Genomic DNA, 17040 nt, shown 5'->3' on the forward strand with positions numbered 1-17040 from the left:
AGCAGCAAGGGTAGCATGCCCAAGGCATCCATTCGCATCCGGATACCGGTTCAACACATCCCGTTGACGCTCTTTTGAACCGCTTATTGCGCGCACAATACGGTTCGTGACTCGACTTTCTTCATGTGCTGGAATAAATTCTAATACAACAGCGATACAAACCCACCCCCAAGGAGCTCAAGATGAAGAAACTGGTACTCGGCGCCGTGATGGCGTTTTCCCTCTCCGCCGCAAACGCTGCCGACATCGTCGACACCGCGAAATCGGCAGGCAGCTTCAACACCCTGGTCGCGGCTGTCCAGGCGGCGGGCCTGGTCGACACGCTCAAGGGCCCGGGCCCGTTCACCGTGTTCGCACCGACAGACGAAGCCTTCGCCAAGATCCCGAAAGCCAAGCTCGATGCGCTGCTGAAGGACAAGGCGGCACTGGCCAAGATCCTGACCTACCATGTGGTGCCGGGCAAGGTGATGGCCGCCAGCGTCAAGCCGGGCGCGGTCGCGACGGTCGAGGGCAGCAGCCTGATGGTGAGCATGAAAGGCAAGAACGTCATGGTCGACAAGGCCAAGGTCGTCAAGACCGATGTGGAAGCCGACAACGGCGTCATCCACGTGATCGACTCGGTGATCATGCCGAAATAAGCAGCGGGCACAAGGCGAGGCGACCGGGATGCCTTACTAGGAGCTTGCAGAGAAAATAGCATCCAGGTCGTCCGGTCCGATCGCGGGCGCCAGCCCGCCTTCGGCATCGAGCAAGGCATTAGCCAATTCACCCTTGCGGCGCTGCATGTCCTGGATTTTTTCCTCGAGCGTACCCCGTGCGATCAGCTTGTAGACGAACACCGGTTTGTCCTGGCCAAGGCGCCAGGCGCGGTCGGTGGCCTGGTTTTCGCTGGCGGGATTCCACCATGGATCGTAATGAATGACGGTGTCGGCCGCGGTCAGGTTGAGCCCTACTCCGCCGGCCTTCAGGCTGATCAGGAATACCCCAACCTGGCCCTGCTGGAACGCCGCCACCTGCCCGGCGCGGTCGACCGTATCACCCGTCAGCAAGGCGAAATCGACGCTACGGTCGCGCAGTTCCTTCTCGATCAGTGCCAGCATGCTGGTGAATTGCGAAAACACCAGCACCTTGCGCCCTTCGCTCAGCAAGGTTTCCAGCAGGTCCAGCAAGGCGACCAGCTTCGCCGAGCTCGCTTCGCTGGCCGGACGCAGGAGACGCGGATCGCAACATACCTGGCGCAGCTTGAGCAAGGCGTCGAGGATCACGATCTGGCTGCGCGCCAGCCCCTTGCGGTCGATCTCGTCGCGCACCTTGCGGTCCATCGCCAAGCGCACGGTCTCATACAGGTCGCGCTGGACGGCGCCGAATTCGACCGGAAGCACGACTTCCGTCTTGGGCGGCAATTCGGTCGCCACCTTGTCCTTGGTACGCCTGAGCATGAACGGCTTCACCCGCCGCGCCAGCAAGTCCCTGCGCACGCTATCGCCGTGCTGCTCGATCGGCTTGCGGAAGCCGGTGTTGAATGCCTTTTCCTCGCCCAACAATCCCGGCATGAGGAAATGGAATTGCGACCACAACTCGCCGAGGTGGTTTTGTACCGGCGTGCCCGTCAGGCACAAGCGGTGCCTGGTCTCGAGCAGGCAGGCCACCTGGGCCGCCCTGGAGCGACTATTCTTGATGTACTGCGCTTCATCGAGGATCAGCAGGTGGTAGCGATGCTTTCGCAGCGCCGCCTCGTCGCGGCCGAGCAAGGCGTAAGTCGTCAGCACCAGATCGGCGCCGGCAATTCCGTCGAATAGCGCTGCCCGCTCTTTTCCATGCAACACCAGGACACGCAAGCCAGGGGCGAAGCGGGCAGCCTCGGCTTGCCAGTTCCCCATCAGGCTGGTCGGCGCGACGACCAGCGCGGGCGCGTCGAGCCGGCCGGCCTCTTTTTCGACCAGGATATGCGCCAGGGTCTGGATCGTCTTGCCCAGTCCCATGTCGTCGGCCAGGATGCCGCCAAATGCGTATTCGCGCAGGAACTGCATCCATGCCAGTCCAGCCTGCTGGTAAGTCCGCAGCGTCGCCTGCAGGCCGGCCGGCGCCGGGACATCCCGGATGCCATCGAACCCTGCCAGCTTCCTGCCCAGTTCGCGCAAGCGCTCGCCGCCCATCCAGCGCAGCTGCGCCGCTTCCTCCAGTTCGGCCAGGCGTGCGGCGTCGGTGACGGGCAGCCGCATTGCGCCGCCCATCCGTTGGCCGGAATAGAGCTCCATCACGGTAGCAAGAATCGGCTTGACGCGGCTCCATGGCAAGGCAACGCGCGTCGTATCGGGCAGGTCCACGATGAAGTCGTCCCTGTCGTCGCGCAGGGCAAGGGCGGCGGCATTGAAATGCTGGGGCGCCTTGCGTATCATTTCCAGCAACAAAGGCAGCAGCGAATGTCGCCGGTTGTCGACGAGGATGCCGAGTTCGAGTGCGAACCAGGCGTTCGCCCCCTCCCCTTCCTCGTTCAGCTCGGCATACCAGTCCTGCACTTCGGCAAAGTCGTAGCGGTAATTGCCGTTCAGCTCGATCTCCCAGCCGGCGGCGTGCAGACGCGGCAACTCATCGCGCGCAAACCTCACCCAGTCAGCCGGTGTCGGCAACTGCAAGGCGTCCGGCCATCCCTCCACCGGAGAGCCGGACGGCGGCGCGACAAACCCGAGCCCTGCAAGAAGATCGGCCGCCGCACGCTCGGCGCCAGCGTCGCGCTCGATCAGTTCCACGGTATTGTCCACTATCCTGCGCAGCACCGGCTCGTCGACCTCCTCGGTCCCGATGCCGTCATAGTCGAAATTCAGCAGCGCGTAGTCATGCCAGTGCAGCTCGCCGCGGACCGTAACCGCTGCGCAGTCCAGCAGCAACTGCGGCGTCGGTACGATGTCATGCCGATGCCGCGTCTGCAATTGTCGTGGCGCAGGCATGAAGCGGTCCAGGCCAGCCTCGGCCAGGCGCAATGCCATGGTGGTGCGCTCTTCCGGTTCCAGCCGGGGTGCCTGTTCCACCAGATGGAGCAAGGTGCGCGGCGCCATCGCGGCGAGCGGTTCGGGCAGCGCCAGTTCGCCCAGCACGCCCTGGTCCAGGTAGCACATCGGCTCGGTTGCCAGCACATGGCCCACCGGCGCGGCATCCTCGAAGCACCAGGCCAGCCTCACCGATTCGGCATTGCCGGCGTCAGCCCGCCATGCGAGCGATACAGACCGTACAGGTCCCGCGGCAACTGGAAAGACATTTCCTTGCTTCAGGCCGGCAAGCGATTCGGCCCACAGCAGCCGGCCTTCCGCGCGCAATTGCGTCAGCAGGCGCCAGCCGATGCTACCGGCCGGCCGGCATGTTTCGACATACTTGCTACCTGCTTGCAGAGCATTGATCAGGCGGATCGGCTCTTCGTCGCGGCGCTCGACATACCCCGGAGGCGACGCGAGCAAACTGTACATCTCCTGAATGATGGTTGCCCCGCCGATGCTGCCATCCTTGCGCAGCCGCGCCTTGCACAGTTGCAGGCGCAGCGAGCCGTCGCGCTGGTCAGGCACCAGCACATAGGCGATGCGAAATTCCGGGCTGGATGGCGGCGCTGCGGCAGGCTGCATGGCGAACTGCAGCAGCTCGAGCTGCTGGAGCCAGTGCTCGGCGGCTGCAGGCAAGTCCGATTCGGGGTCCTCGTCAGGCTGTTCCAGGCTGGCCAGCAGTACCGCCACGACATGCTTGCAGTTATGGTTCATAGGGCAGGTGCAGTCGCCGGCGAACTTGACGCCACCGCGATCGGTCCTGGCTCTGATCACTTGCTCATAGACCCTTCCGGCGCTTCCAGTGACGACGCCTTCGATCGACGCGCCGTCCCGCCAGACAGACAGGACTGCGCCTTCCCGGGCATATGCCAGGCCGCGCGCGAAGAAAGCAGGATCGAACTGGCGCTGGATGTCTTCGAAAGTGAAATGCATGGGATGGAAATAAACCTCTTTGCCTCGATACCGGATTATCGCCCAGCTTCCACGCGCACCTGCGGCGCCAGCTAGACCTTACTTCCCGCGCACCACCTGCAACCTGGCCTTCTTGCCCTTGCGGTAGGTGTACAGCGTCATCGCGGCATCGCGCAGGTCGCCCTTCGGATCGAAAGCGATGGTGCCGGTCACGCCCTCGTGCCTGATACCGGCCAGCACCGGCAGGAACTTTGCCGGATCGATCGATTGCGCCTTCTGCATGGCGGCGGCGAATACCATCACCGCGTCGTAGGCATACGGTGCGTAGGTCTCCACCGGCAGCTTGAAGCGCTCGCGGAAGCGTTCGGTGAAGGCGGTGTAGCCGGCTTCCTGCGCGCCGGTGACGCCGCCCGCCACCACGCAGAACACCTTGTCGTCGCCGAGCGCATCGCCCGCCAGCAGCGGCAGCTTTTCCGAACACACGCCGTCGCCCGCGACGAACCTGGCCTGCAGGCCCAGGGTCTTCATCTGCTTGAGCATGGGTCCGGCCACGGCGTCCATGCCGCCATAGAAGATCACGTCCGGCTTGTGGGCGCGGATCTGGGTCAGGATGGCGTTGAAATCGGTGGCCTTGTCGTTGGTGAACTGGCGGCTGACGACGGTAGCGGTGCCGAGGCGCCGCACTTCCTTCGCGAACTGGTCGGCCAGGCCCTGGCCGAAGGCGGTGCGGTCGTCGATCACGGCGATCTTTTTCGCCTTGAGCGTATTGATGGAATAGGCCGCCAGCGTGCGGCCGATCAGGTTGTCGTTGGCCACGACCCGGAAGGCGGTCTTGTAGCCCTGCCGGGTGTACAGCGGCGTCGTGGCGGCCGGCGAAATCTGCGGGATGCCGGCGCTGGCGTAGATCTTGGACGCCGGCACGGTGGTGCCCGAGTTGAGGTGTCCGACCACGCCCGCGACGTGGGCATCGACCAGCTTCTGCGCCACTGCCGTGCCGGTTTTCGGATCGGCGGCATCGTCTTCGGCCTGCAGCACCCACTTGAGCTTGCGCCCGCCGATCGCCACGCCTTTCGCGTTGAGCTCGTCGATGGCCATGCGGGCGCCGTATTCGATGTCCTTGCCCTGATGGGCGCCGGGACCGGAGAGCGGCGAGGCGGTGCCGATTTTCACTTCGGTTTGGGCATGCGCGCTGGAGGCGGCGAGCGCGAGGACGATGGCGGGAATCACGACGAACGAACGCATGGGCAGCCTTTTCTCGAATGGATGCGTTCGATTGTACTTCCGCCGCCGGACTCCGCTTGATTTCCACGCGCCCGGCACTAGGCTGAAGACATCGGCGTGCAGCGCCACGACCACCGGCCTGGTGCTTGCCGCCGACTCATCGAGGAGATGTCATGACTATCCAGGAAAACAAGCGCCTCGTCATGGAAGCATACGAGCTGTTCAAGAAAGGGGACATTCCCGCCCTGCTGGAGCGCTATCGCGACGACGCCGAGTGGATCGGCCCCGATTCGGACATCGTGCCCTTCTCCGGCAACTACCACGGCAGGGCCGGCATCGCGCAATTCTTCCAGACGCTGGGCGAGACCTCGCAGGCCACCCGCTTCGAGGTCAGGGATTGCATCGCCGAGGGCGACAAGGTGGTCGTCATCGGGGAGGCAAGCTGGCTGGTCAAGGCGACCGGGCGCAGCTACGACATACCGTGGACCCACGTCATCACGCTACGTGACGGCAAGGTGGCAAGCTTCGAAACCATCTATGACAACACGACGGCGGAAAGGGCATTCGGCGCCGACATGGGCGGCCAGCCGGTATCCAGCGAGCAGGGGACGCAGCTTCCTCATTGAAACGCGCAAGCTGCCTGCAGGGCCGGACGGGACAGTTTGCCCTGCCCGGCCTTGTCCTTTCATGCTAGTGCAGCACGTCGGGCGGACGCTTGACGATCACCGCTTCGAGGTATTCGGCCGGCACCACCAGCGAATCGTCGCCCGAGACATTGAAGCGCTCGAGCAAGGCGAGGATTTCGCCCTGCAGCGCCTGTTGCCCGGCCGGGTCGAGCGCATTGAAGGCCTTGTGCACCGGCCCGTAGTAATCGCGGAACACCTGCAGCCAGTGGGCGGTGGAACCATAGCGCATGTTGAACATCTTGCGCTCGGCGCGGATGCTGGCCGCATTGTTGCCGAACAGCTGGCGCAGGTAGTCCTCAAGGCCCCAGCGCGGCGGTGGGGGCAAGCCGGCAGGCGGCGGCACGAACTTGCCGACCGTCTTGAACAGGTTGCCGATGAAGCCGTCCGGGGTCCAGTTGGCGATGCCGATGCGCCCGCCCGGGCGCACCACCCGCATCATCTCGCTGGCCGCACGCGCGTGGTCGGGCGCAAACATGATGCCGAAGGTCGAGAGCGCGACGTCGAAACTGCCGTCGTGGAAAGGCAGCGCTTCCGCGTCGGCCTCGTGGAAATCGACCGCCAGGCCCTCGGCGGCGGCCCGGGCGCGGCCTTTTTCCAGCAGCGCGGGAACGTAGTCGGTCGAGGTCACGTGGGCGAAGCGGCGCGCCGCGGCCAGGGTCGCATTGCCGTTGCCCGCGGCGATGTCGATCACGCGCTCGCCGGCGCGGATGTCGACCGCCTCGGCGAGCGACTCGCCGACGATCTGCAGCGTGACGCCGATGATGGCGAAGTCGCCGCTGGCCCAGGTAGCCTGCTGGCGCTGCTTGATGGCTGCGAAGTCGGGCGTGGAAAGATTGGGCGCCTGCTCCGGCGCCGGGGTGGAGGGGGTGGCTTGGCTCATGACAGGTCTCCTCGGAAAGTCCCGGCAGTTGAAACCAGAATTAGACCCCTGGAAAGCGGAAAAGTTCGCCGGTTCGGCGGCGCCCTGCCGATGCATGCGCACGTTAGCGCGGCGTCGGTGCGCCGGGGTTCTGGAAGCGGGGCTATACTCGGGCCTAGCCTGATCGACAAGATCCTGGCCCCTGTCAAGGGGCCAATGGGGGACGATCACACCAACCATTCACATACTGACAGGGGGAAGCATGACAACAACCTGGATTCTCTCGGCCAATGCAGGCCGTGCACGATTCTTCTCCGAGTCCGATTCGGCCAAGCCGTTGCAGGAAATCGAAGACATGGTCAGCTCGGGAGCGCAACTGCGCACCGAAGACACCGAAACCGATAAGCTCAGCCCCATGGCCGCATCGGGCAGCCGCCACAGCATCGGCGGCAACGAGGGCGCCGGCATGGCCCACAATGCCAAGGCCGGGGCGCCGAACAAGCTGTACCAGCCGGCGCAAACGCCTGCCCAGCACCAGGCCGAACTGTTCGCGAGGGACGTCTCGGAGTATTTGCTGAAGGGCCATCAGGACGGGCGCTACCAGCAGCTGATCATCGCCGCTTCGCCTGAGTTCCTGGGAACCCTGCGCCAGCACCTGGATCCGCAAGTGAAGGGGCTGATCAAGTCCGAGTTCAACAAGGACTATACCCATTCCAACGCGCAGCAGCTGCGCGAGCAATTGCACGCACAGGCGGCGAAGGCCGAGTAAGCCTGTATCGCATCGTCACCGAGCGCCAACCGGTCCGGTTGGCGTTTTTTTTACTCCCGGCAAAATTTCGGCCTCCTCGCCTCAATGCGCCACGCTGCGCCGCTGGCGCGACGGCTCCGCGCAGACCTGGTTGCGTCCGCCCTCTTTGGCCTCGTACAGCATCGCGTCCGCGCGCAGGAACAGTTCGTTCTCGCTCTTGTACTCCGGATAGGCCGCGACCCCGCCGCTGAACGAAAAATGGCGGATGTCGCCGGCGCCGACTTCGAACGGGATGGCGCAGAAAGCCTGGCGCATCGCGTCCAACCTGACCTGCCCCTGCTCGAGCGTGCAATCCCAGAACACGACCACGAATTCCTCGCCGCCGAAACGGCTGAGCAGGTCCGATTCGCCCACCTGCGCGGCCAGCGTCAGGGAGAGGCGCTTGATCACGATATCGCCGAAATAATGTCCCCAGGTATCGTTGATGGTCTTGAACTTGTCGATGTCGATGACGCCGAAGGCCAGCGGGCAATCTTCCAGCCCGGCGCGCCGGATCAGGTCCTGGGCTTTCTTCTGCAGGCCGACCTTGTTGAGCAGGCCGGTGGCGCGGTCCTTGCCGATCAGGTCGCGGCCGATGCGGATCTTGCTGGCCCGGTTGACCAGCTGGGCCGCCAGCAAATCGGCATCCATCACCGGCACGATCGCATCGAAGCCGCTGGCCAGGGCGCGCCGGGTCAGGGCCGGGTCCGGCTGGCGCTGCAGCAGCGCGATTTCGCGCACCGGGTCGGCTTCCATGTTCTTCTTGAGCACCCGCACCAGCGACTCGGTGCGCGCGTATTCGGCGTCGGTAATGAAGACGATGTCGGGCTGCAGCTCCTTGACGCGCAAGTGCAGGGTCTGGGCGTCGAGGTGCTGGGTCAGCTCGATGCGCTGGTCCAGCAAGGCCGCCGGGTCCAGCCCTGCCAGCTCGCCGAGGTAGATCAGCCGCACCAGGTCGCCGCGTTTTTGCTGGACGAACAGGTTGAACAGCTTGTCGACCAGCACGTCGTTGGCGATGGGTTTTTCCGCATAGGCCAGGCAATTGCTGTCCACCAGGCGCTGCTGGAGCAGGAAGCGGCTGCCCTGGCGCGCACTCTGCAGGTAGACATAGCTGTGCTCGCACGGCAGGCGCTGCAGCAGTTCGCCCAGCATCAGGGTCTTGCGGCTGTCCTGCATGTCCGCCTGCATGTTGTGCAGGGCGTCCAGGTCGATCACGTACAGGCTGTTGCACCCGTCCTGCTCCACGGCCGCGACGAAATCGCTGACTTCGCTGAAGAAGAGAATATCGAAATCATATTTATGCGCGCACAGCAGGAGCTCGGACTGGTTGTCCTTGATGAAAAAGTTTTGAGACAGGAACAGTACCTTGTTCTTATAGAGTGGCACGTCGCTCATCATGTTCTCGTCAGCGTCATGGTTGCGGTAAATACCGGTCTGCAACATCAACCATACACAAGAATTGCTGTTCCATGTGCAATTCTGGAGGGCCTGTTGCGAAAAACCCGGGCCCGGTGCTGCCGGTCCTGCCGCGCACCAGGGCCGTCCGGGAGACCCCGTCCTTGCTGGGGCGGGAGCGGGGTGCGACAATCCCCGTTTCCCTCCAGTCCACGATCACCATGAGCGCCCTGCCTCCCTGCCCGCAATGCCAGTCCACCTATACCTACGAGGACGGCTCGGGCCAGTACGTCTGCCCCGAATGCGCCCATGAATGGCCGGTCGCAGGCGCCCCGGCGGAGAGCGCGCGGGTCTACCGCGATGCCTCCGGCACCATCTTGCAGGACGGCGACACCGTGACCGTCATCAAGGACCTCAAGCCGAAGGGCTCTGGCGGCGTCATCAAGCAAGGCACCAAGGTCAAGAACATCCGGCTGGTCGACAGCGACCACGACATCGACTGCAAGATCGAAGGCTTCGGCGCCATGAGCCTGAAAACGGAATTTGTCAGGAAAGTCTGATCCAGCTCAAGGCAGTATCCGAAGGGCGCGCCAGCTCGCCTGCCCTGCCGAACTTCCCTTCCCTGCATCGACTCCAATCCGGATGCCTGGCATGCAGCAGCATGTGGGAGGAGAGCGATGAAAACAGTACGGTTCTTTACGGCGATCGGCGCCCTGGCGCTGGCCGCCGCGGCTACGGTGGCCGCGGTCTCGTCGGCGCAAGTCGCACCCAAAGCAACAGCGCAACCCGCCTTCGATCCCCTCTTCGCCGGCGGCGCGAACTGCACGCCGGCGCGCGGCGGGAGCCCGCCCCTGCTCGAGCGCCTGGTGCTGGCCCAGGCCGAGACGGCGCCGTTCAAGCCGGGACAGCAAAAGCCGGCCGCAAGCGACAGCGCCATGCCGCCGCTGTACGACAACCTCGGCGCCCTGCACGTCCCGATCACCACCAGCAACCCAAAAGCGCAGGCCTATTTCAATCAGGGCATGCGCCTGACCTTCGCCTTCAACCACGCCGAGGCCGCGCGCGCCTTCCGCGCGGCGCAAACTTTTGATCCCGGCTGCGCCATGTGCTACTGGGGCGAGGCGCTGGTGCTGGGGCCGAACATCAATGCGCCCATGTTCCCCACTGCCGCGGCGCCGGCCGCAGCGGCGGCAGCCAAGGCCGTTTCGCTGGCCGGCAAGACCACGCCGCACGAGCAGGCCGTGATCCGCGCCGTGGCCAGGCGATACCTGGCAGAGCCGCCGCCAGACCGCGCCCCGCTCGACCAGGCCTATGCCGACGCCATGGCGGACGCCGCGCGCGCCTTCCCGACCCACGACACCATCCAGGTGCTGTTCGCGGAATCGCTCATGGACCTGTCGCCCTGGGATTACTGGCAGCCAGGTGGCGCCCAGCCGAAAAACCGCAGCGCCGATGCTTGCCGCACTGGAGCGGGTACTCGAGCGCAATCCGACCCATCCGGGTGCGGCCCACTATTACATCCATGCCATGGAAGCCTCCACCCATCCGGAACGGGCGCTGCCGGCGGCCAGGGTGCTGGCCCGGCAGATTCCCGGCGCGGGCCATATCGTCCACATGCCCTCGCATATCTATTACCGGCTGGGCATGTACCGCGACGCGCTGCAGTCCAACCTCGACGCCATCGCCGTCGACGAGCAATATTTCGGCCGCTCCCCCAGCGACCCGGTCTACCGCGGCGCCTACTATCCCCACAACATCCACTTCGTGATGGTGTCGGCCCTGATGGGCGGCGATGGCCGCACGGCGCTCGAGGCCGCCGGCAAGCTGGACAAGGCGATCCCCGCCGACGTGCTCAAGGAATTCGCCAGCCTGCAGCCGGTGAAAGCGGCGCCCTATTTCTCGCACGTGCAGTTCAGCTCGCCCGAGGTGCTGGTGGCCCTGCCCGACCCGGGCCCCGATTTCGTGCTGGTCAAGGCCATGTGGCATTACGCGCGCGCCGTCGGCTTCGCGCGCAAGGGCATGCTGGTCGAAAGCCAGCGCGAAGTCGCGGCCCTGGACCGGATCGAAAAAACCGCCGACTTCAAGCCCATCGCCGACTGGGGCATCCCCGCGCGCGAAGTCGTGCAGACGGCCCGCGCCGTCGCGCGCGGCCGGCTGGCCGATGCGGGCGGCAAGCGGCCGGAGGCCATCGCCGCCTACCGCGAAGCCATTGCCGTACAAGACCAGCTGCCGTATATGGAGCCGCCCCACTGGTACTACCCGGTGCGCCAGTCGCTGGGCGCGGCGCTGCTGCGCACCGGCCAGCTCGACGCCGCCGAGCAAGTGTTCCGCGATTCGCTGGCCCGCATCCCGAGCAATGGCTGGGCCTTGCGCGGCCTGATCGAGGTCTACCGGAAACGCGGCGACGCGCCCGCGCTGGCTGCGGCGCAGAAGCGTTTCGAGACGACCTGGCTGGGTGAACCGGGCGGGCCGCCGTTGGCGCGCCTGTAGCGCCTTGTTACAGACCGGCGCTTTCGCGGCGCCGGTGCTGCTGCTATAGTGGGATTTGCCGCGCGGTGTTCTGCACCTGCCCGGCCATGAAAACGCTGACTTCCCAAGTCGGCGTTTTTGCATTCTTGCCCGAGTTTATTTCCTGTCAATTCAGCTTTGGCGCGACGAGGAACCATCTTGTACCCAACCATCCCGACCCTGGCTTCTGCTTCCTTCCCCTTTCGGCACGGCGCGCTCGTGGTCGCACTCGCGGCGTCCTGGCCCGCCCAGGCCGTCGCCGCCCTGCCACCCGGCGACGGCGCAACCAGCTTGACCGCCCTGGTCAATGCCTACCGCGCCGCGCCGGGCAGCTGCGACGGCCGCGCCGCGAACCCGGTGGAGGCGCTCACGGCGCACCCGGCGCTGGCGCGCGTGCGCATCGGGCCGGCCACCTTCATCGAGACGGCCCTGGAACGTGCCGGCTATGACGCCGACCATGCCGAAACGATCAGCGTCACCGGCCCGCTGAGTGCGATCGATGCGATGACGGTGATTCAGGAAAAATACTGCAAGACGCTGCTCAGCCCGCGCTTCTCCGCGGTCGGCAGCTACCGCGACGGCAATGTGTGGACGGTCGTGCTCGCCCGCCCGTCGCCGCCGCTGCCCTCCACCGTCTATCCGGACTGGCGCGATGCCGGCCAGGTGATCCTGGCCGGGGTCAATATGGCGCGCGCCAGCGGGCGCACCTGCGGCACCCAGGCCTATCCGCCGGCGCCGCCGCTGAGCTGGGACCCGGAGCTGGGCCAGGCCGCCCTGGCGCATAGTCTGGACATGGCGGCGCGCCGCTATTTCAGCCACAAGGCCAAGGATGGCAGCACCGCCGCCGAGCGTGCCCGGCGCGCCGGCTACCAGTGGCAGCGAGTGGGCGAGAACATCGCGTTCGGCCAGCGCACGCCCGAGGAAGCCGTTGCCGGCTGGCTGGACAGCCCCGGCCATTGTGCCAACATCATGAACCCGGCTTTCACCGGGATGGGCGCAGCCTACGCCCTGGCCAACGGACACCGCGCCGGCATCATCTACTGGACGCAGGTATTCGGCCGCCGGGGTTAATGCCGGGACGAATCCGGGACGCCATTCGTGCCGCCGGGGTTGGTCGCTTAAGATAGACGCACACGCCGCTCAACCAGTCGACTCCAGCTACCATGCCACCTCATTTAGGCCTCGTCTGCATCACCGCCTCGAAAGACGTCCGCTACCGCACCGTGACGCGCAAGCGCCTGCTCGAGCAATCCGACGAGGGCCAGCGCCGCATCCTGGAAGACATCTACCGCGACAATATCCAGACCTTCGACAAGGCCATGGCATATTGCCTGGCCGAAGACATCGGGCTCTACCGCATTCCCTCCTCGATCTTTCCCTTCGCCGATGAAGACATCGGGCGCGAGGTGCTGGCGCCGTTTGCCGCCACCCTCGGACGTTCGGGCCGGCGCGCGCTTGATCTCGGCATCCGCCTGGTGATGCACCCGGACCAGTTCGTCGTGCTCAGTTCGGATTCGGAAGGCGTGGTAGCGAACAGCATCAAGATCCTGCAGATGCACGCCGAGATCATGGACTTGCTCGGACAGCCGCGCTCGCCGTGGGCCCTGCTCGAGGTGCATGGCGGCAAGGGCAACCGGGCCGACGCGCTGGTGGAACGCATCGCCACCCTGCCCGACGGCATCCGCTGCCGCCTCGGCCTGGAAAACGACGAGTACGCCTACGGCGCCGGGGAGATCCACGCCATCTGCATGAGAAGCGGCGTGCCGATGGTATTCGACGCCCACCACCACATCGTGCACGACAAGCTGTCCAGCTATGAAGATCCCAGCGTCGGCGCCATGCTGCTCAAGGCGCGCGAAACCTGGGCCAATCCGGCTCACCAGCTGGTTCACATCTCGAACGGCCGCGAAGGCTTCAATGACCGCCAGCATTCCGACCTGATCGCGGTCATGCCCTCGTCCTACCTCAGCGCGCCGTATATCGAGGTCGAGGCCAAGCTCAAGGAAGAAGCGATCCGCGGCCTGCGCTCCTGGTCGGTAACCAAGCCAGGCGTCGTGACCGCTGCGCCACTCTAGGCGGGCGCGACCCGCTCCAGCCACGGCAGCACCGCCCCCAGGAGCGCGTCCGGCGCCTCCAGCGGCAGCATGTGCCCGCTCTCTTCGATCACCACGTAGTCTGCGCCCGGTATCCCGGTGTGCAGTTCTTCGGATTCTTCGCGCGACCGCAGCCGGTCCTGCCCCGCCGCGATGACCAGGGTCGGACAGCCGATCTCGTGCAGGCGGTCGCGGTCGCCCGCGCGCTCCAGGGCCGACTGGCGGCGGAACACCTCGCCGCCCAGGCGCGCACCCATCGCGCGCACACGTTCGATCAGCGCCTCGTTGTCGCGCTCCTTCTGGTGCAGCGAGGTGGCGATCGCCGTGCGGCTCAGTCCCGAGAACGACACCGATTGGGCTGCGGCGCCGACCCTGCCGCGGCTTTGGCGCAGCGCCGGCGAATCCGGACGGGTCGACGTGGCGATGAGCACCAGCGCCTGCACGCGGTGGGGCGCCATGCGGACGATCTCGCGGGCGACATAGCCGCCCATCGAAAAGCCGATCAGGATGAAATTGCAGGGCGCACTGGCGAGCGCGCGGCTGGCCATGGCTTCGATGGTGGCATCGTGACGCAGGTCGGCGTGCACCAGCGGCCCGAACTTGTCGAGCCCCCTGGCGACGTCGTCCCAGAGCGTCTCGTCGAGCATGTAGCCGGGAACGAGGAGGAGTGACATCGCGCCATGATAGCAAAGCGCGCGTAGCGGGCGGCCGCGCGAACTGTCAGGTATTGCGCGACTGGGCCTGCGAGACGTTGCTGCCCGGCGGGACGCTCTGGGTCAGCCAGACGTTGCCGCCGATGGTCGAGCCGGCGCCCACCGTGATGCGCCCCAGGATGGTGGCGCCGGCATAGATGACGACGTCGTCTTCCACGATCGGGTGGCGCGGCGCGCCCTTGACCAGCGCGCCACTGGCGTCGACCGGGAAGCGCTTGGCGCCCAGCGTCACCGCCTGGTACAGGCGCACGCGCTCGCCGAGGATCGCGGTCTCGCCGATGACGACGCCGGTGCCATGGTCGATGAAGAAGCTGCCGCCGATGGTGGCCGCCGGATGGATGTCGATGCCGGTCAGCGAATGCCCGATGTCCGCGATCAGGCGCGCCAGGAAAGGCACGCCGAGAAGGTAGAGGCAGTGCGCCAGGCGGTGGTACAGGATCGCGATGGTGCCCGGATAGCACAGCATGATTTCGGCCACCGAGCTGGCGGCCGGGTCGCCGGCCAGGGCAGCCTGTACGTCCGACACCAGCAGCGCGCGGATCGCCGGCAGGCTGGCCGCGAATTCGTGCGTGATGGCGCGCGCCCGGTTTGCCAGCAGCGCCTCGTCGTCGTCGTCGAACTGGGGCGAGAAACGCAGCGCCCGCCGCACCTGCTCGACCAGCCGGTCGAGCGTTACGTTGAGCGTGTCGCCGACAAAATAATCGATGCTCTCGTCATTCAGGTCGGGCCGCCCGTAATGGGTCGGGAACAGCGCCGCCGAGACGCCGTTCACCACCTGCGTCAGGACTTCGCGCGAGGGCAGCTCGCGCACGCGCCCCTGGTGGCGGATGTTGTGGGTCGACTCGCGCGAGGTGCGCAGTGCGTCGATGATCGGGCCCAGGTGCCATTGCACGGAGCCGCTGGAGAGAGGGAGATCGCTGTTCATGTGCCGAGCCTAACCGATCCGCCGGGACAGGGGAACGATTCAGATCACACTTGGATATATGTAAATCGTCATAAGGCATTCACCCTCGGTTTGATCCAGTCGCTGGTCCCCTGTCCGCATTTTGCTCTACGTTAATAGTTTTGACCCAGGAGCCACCGTGTTCAAAGCAGCGTCCCATGTCCGTGCCCAACTGCGCATCGCATTCGCCTTCGTGATCGTCATCTCCTTCCTGTCCACTGCCGTCGCGATCTGGCGCCTGCAGGTGCTGGCGCAGGAAACCGAAGCGCTGACCCAGCGCCCGCTGGTGAAGGAGCGCCTGATCTCGCAGTGGCTGCTCAACCTGTCGGTGTCGGCCAAGCGCACCTCGGCGGTGGCGCGTTCCACCGACCCGGAGCTGGCCAGGGTCTTTGCGCAGGAGAGCACCGAATCGAGCCAGCGCACCAACGGCTTGCAGGAGAAGGTGGGCGCGCTGCTCGCCACCCCGGCGGAAAAGGCCTTGTTCGATGCCGCCGTCGAGGCCAGGAGCCGTTACATTGCCAGCCGCGACCGCGTGATGCAGCTCAAGTCCGGCGGCAGCGCCGAGCAGGCGATGACGGTGTACGAGCGCGAGTTCCTGCCCAGTACCCGGCAATACCTGGACAAGGTGACCGAGCTGCAGGCCCTGCAGCACCGCAGCATCGATACCGCGACCCGCGACGTGCTGGCCAGCGCCGGCGACAGCACCAGCATGCTGGTGCTGCTGTGCGGCTTGAGCCTGGCGGGCAGCCTGGGCGCCTCCGCCCTGTTCTCGCGGTCCCTGTTCCGCCGCCTGGGCGGCGAGCCGGCTGAGGCGGCGCGCATTGCCAACGAAATCGCCGCCGGCAACCTGAACGTGCGGGTCGCGCTGCGCCAGGGGGATGACAGCAGCCTGCTGCACGCCCTGCAGCGCATGCGCGACAGCCTGGCCGACATCGTCGGCAAGGTGCGCGAAGGCACGGTCACCATCGCCTCGTCGGTGGACGCGATGGCCAGCGAGGCGCAAGACCTGTCGCGCCGTACCGAGAGCCAGGCCGCCGCGCTGGAACAGACCGCCTCGTCGATGAACGAGCTGGCGCATGCGGTCCAGCACAGCGCCGCGAATGCCGAAGAAGCCAACGGGCTGGCGCTGGCGGCCTCGAAAGTGGCGCAGCAAGGCGGCGACATGGTGGGGCAACTGGTCGACACCATGGGCGCGATCAACGAATCCTCGGCGCGCATCGTCGACATTATCGGCGTCATCGACGGCATCGCCTTCCAGACCAATATCCTGGCGCTCAACGCCGCGGTGGAGGCGGCCCGCGCCGGCGAGCAGGGGCGCGGCTTTGCCGTGGTGGCCGGCGAAGTGCGCTCGCTGGCGCAGCGCTCGGCGGCCGCGGCCAAGGAAATCAAGGAACTGATCGACGACTCGACCCGGCGCGTCTCGAGCGGCGCCGACCTGGCCGGCCGCGCCGGCACCACCATGACCGGCATCGTCGAGAGCATCGGGCGCGTGACCGCGATCATGGGCGAGATCGTCCACTCGAGCCACGAACAGGCCAGCGGGATCCAGCAGGTGCACGGCGCGGTGGCGGACATGGACAGCGTCACCCAGCAGAACGCCACCCTGGTGGAAGAATCGGCCGCCGCCACCGAATCCATGAAGGAGCAGGCCGCGGGCCTGGCCCAGCTGGTCTCGGTGTTCCGGCTGGCGGACAAGCCGGTACGGGGTGCGGCGCGCCTGAAGGCGCCCGTCCCTGCCAAGGTAGATGCCAAGCCCAAGGCGGCCCGGGCTGCGAAACCCGACATGCCCGCTGCGCCAGCCAAACGCGTCAACACCGCCGGGCGCCGTGCCTCGGCCGCTGCCGCCGGCACGTCCAGTGCCGAAGAGGCATGGGAAGAGTTCTGATCTCAC

The 17040-nt window shown here is 66.0% G+C and carries 14 protein-coding genes; 8 read left to right on the plus strand and 6 right to left on the minus strand.

Translation table 11 applies throughout. The features are described from left to right. The first annotated feature begins 182 nt into the window (after positions 1-182). Positions 183-638: a fasciclin domain-containing protein gene (locus AC56LR_RS18580; protein WP_497132495.1), complete on the plus strand. Its 456-nt coding sequence runs from the start codon at positions 183-185 to the stop codon at positions 636-638. Between the two features lie 36 nt (positions 639-674). On the opposite strand, the gene AC56LR_RS18585 is transcribed toward AC56LR_RS18580, so the two are convergent. Beyond that, entirely contained in the window at positions 675-3965 is a 3291-nt protein-coding gene (locus AC56LR_RS18585) for a DEAD/DEAH box helicase (RefSeq protein WP_497132497.1), read from the minus strand. A 78-nt stretch (positions 3966-4043) separates the two neighbouring features. Further along, positions 4044-5186 carry a branched-chain amino acid ABC transporter substrate-binding protein gene (locus tag AC56LR_RS18590; protein ID WP_497132499.1) on the minus strand — a complete coding sequence of 381 codons (1143 nt, stop codon included), beginning with the start codon at positions 5184-5186 and terminating at the stop codon, positions 4044-4046. A gap of 152 nt (positions 5187-5338) precedes the next feature. Between AC56LR_RS18590 and AC56LR_RS18595 the strand changes: the two genes are divergently transcribed. Next, a complete protein-coding gene (locus tag AC56LR_RS18595; protein ID WP_497132501.1) occupies positions 5339-5791 on the plus strand; it encodes a nuclear transport factor 2 family protein in 453 nt (150 codons plus the stop codon). A gap of 64 nt (positions 5792-5855) precedes the next feature. On the opposite strand, the gene AC56LR_RS18600 is transcribed toward AC56LR_RS18595, so the two are convergent. After that, positions 5856-6731, minus strand: coding sequence for a class I SAM-dependent methyltransferase (locus AC56LR_RS18600; RefSeq protein ID WP_497132503.1), 876 nt, complete (start codon positions 6729-6731; stop codon positions 5856-5858). Positions 6732-6972: 241 nt separating this feature from the next. Here AC56LR_RS18600 and AC56LR_RS18605 point away from each other — a divergent pair, with 241 nt between their 5' ends. Further along, positions 6973-7479, plus strand: a complete 507-nt coding sequence (locus tag AC56LR_RS18605; protein WP_497132504.1) for a host attachment protein — start codon at positions 6973-6975, stop codon at positions 7477-7479. A gap of 81 nt (positions 7480-7560) precedes the next feature. Here AC56LR_RS18605 and AC56LR_RS18610 read toward each other — a convergent pair whose 3' ends face one another. Then, on the minus strand, positions 7561-8892 hold the full coding sequence (locus AC56LR_RS18610; RefSeq protein ID WP_497132506.1) for a GGDEF domain-containing protein: 1332 nt from the start codon (positions 8890-8892) through the stop codon (positions 7561-7563). A gap of 221 nt (positions 8893-9113) precedes the next feature. Between AC56LR_RS18610 and AC56LR_RS18615 the strand changes: the two genes are divergently transcribed. From AC56LR_RS18615 to AC56LR_RS18630, 4 genes are all read left to right on the plus strand, one after another. Then, positions 9114-9452: a zinc ribbon domain-containing protein YjdM gene (locus AC56LR_RS18615; RefSeq protein ID WP_497132507.1), complete on the plus strand. Its 339-nt coding sequence runs from the start codon at positions 9114-9116 to the stop codon at positions 9450-9452. An 892-nt stretch (positions 9453-10344) separates the two neighbouring features. After that, positions 10345-11382, plus strand: coding sequence for a hypothetical protein (locus AC56LR_RS18620; RefSeq protein ID WP_497132508.1), 1038 nt, complete (start codon positions 10345-10347; stop codon positions 11380-11382). A gap of 177 nt (positions 11383-11559) precedes the next feature. After that, positions 11560-12471 carry a CAP domain-containing protein gene (locus tag AC56LR_RS18625; protein ID WP_497132509.1) on the plus strand — a complete coding sequence of 304 codons (912 nt, stop codon included), beginning with the start codon at positions 11560-11562 and terminating at the stop codon, positions 12469-12471. A gap of 92 nt (positions 12472-12563) precedes the next feature. Next, entirely contained in the window at positions 12564-13475 is a 912-nt protein-coding gene (locus AC56LR_RS18630) for an apurinic/apyrimidinic endonuclease family protein (RefSeq protein ID WP_497132510.1), read from the plus strand. On the opposite strand, the gene AC56LR_RS18635 is transcribed toward AC56LR_RS18630, so the two are convergent. Continuing rightward, on the minus strand, positions 13472-14167 hold the full coding sequence (locus tag AC56LR_RS18635; RefSeq protein WP_497132512.1) for an alpha/beta fold hydrolase: 696 nt from the start codon (positions 14165-14167) through the stop codon (positions 13472-13474). The genes AC56LR_RS18630 and AC56LR_RS18635 overlap by 4 nt on opposite strands. Before the next feature lie 46 nt (positions 14168-14213). Next, positions 14214-15131, minus strand: coding sequence for a serine O-acetyltransferase EpsC (epsC, locus tag AC56LR_RS18640; protein WP_497132514.1), 918 nt, complete (start codon positions 15129-15131; stop codon positions 14214-14216). Positions 15132-15288: 157 nt separating this feature from the next. Here epsC and AC56LR_RS18645 point away from each other — a divergent pair, with 157 nt between their 5' ends. After that, on the plus strand, positions 15289-17034 hold the full coding sequence (locus tag AC56LR_RS18645; RefSeq protein ID WP_497132516.1) for a methyl-accepting chemotaxis protein: 1746 nt from the start codon (positions 15289-15291) through the stop codon (positions 17032-17034). Positions 17035-17040: the final 6 nt, after the last annotated feature.

This window comes from Telluria sp. ZT3P39, assembly GCF_059685935.1.

Excerpts from the sequence above, each read along its gene's own strand:
- AC56LR_RS18630 (WP_497132510.1), top strand. The coding sequence starts at position 12,564 with ATGCCACCTCATTTAGGCCTCGTCTGCATCACCGCCTCGAAAGACGTC.
- AC56LR_RS18600 (WP_497132503.1), bottom strand. The coding sequence starts at position 6,731 with ATGAGCCAAGCCACCCCCTCCACCCCGGCGCCGGAGCAGGCGCCCAAT.
- AC56LR_RS18605 (WP_497132504.1), top strand. The coding sequence starts at position 6,973 with ATGACAACAACCTGGATTCTCTCGGCCAATGCAGGCCGTGCACGATTC.
- epsC (WP_497132514.1), bottom strand. The coding sequence starts at position 15,131 with ATGAACAGCGATCTCCCTCTCTCCAGCGGCTCCGTGCAATGGCACCTG.
- AC56LR_RS18595 (WP_497132501.1), top strand. The coding sequence starts at position 5,339 with ATGACTATCCAGGAAAACAAGCGCCTCGTCATGGAAGCATACGAGCTG.
- AC56LR_RS18610 (WP_497132506.1), bottom strand. The coding sequence starts at position 8,892 with ATGAGCGACGTGCCACTCTATAAGAACAAGGTACTGTTCCTGTCTCAA.
- AC56LR_RS18635 (WP_497132512.1), bottom strand. The coding sequence starts at position 14,167 with ATGTCACTCCTCCTCGTTCCCGGCTACATGCTCGACGAGACGCTCTGG.
- AC56LR_RS18615 (WP_497132507.1), top strand. The coding sequence starts at position 9,114 with ATGAGCGCCCTGCCTCCCTGCCCGCAATGCCAGTCCACCTATACCTAC.
- AC56LR_RS18580 (WP_497132495.1), top strand. The coding sequence starts at position 183 with ATGAAGAAACTGGTACTCGGCGCCGTGATGGCGTTTTCCCTCTCCGCC.
- AC56LR_RS18620 (WP_497132508.1), top strand. The coding sequence starts at position 10,345 with ATGCTTGCCGCACTGGAGCGGGTACTCGAGCGCAATCCGACCCATCCG.
- AC56LR_RS18585 (WP_497132497.1), bottom strand. The coding sequence starts at position 3,965 with ATGCATTTCACTTTCGAAGACATCCAGCGCCAGTTCGATCCTGCTTTC.
- AC56LR_RS18590 (WP_497132499.1), bottom strand. The coding sequence starts at position 5,186 with ATGCGTTCGTTCGTCGTGATTCCCGCCATCGTCCTCGCGCTCGCCGCC.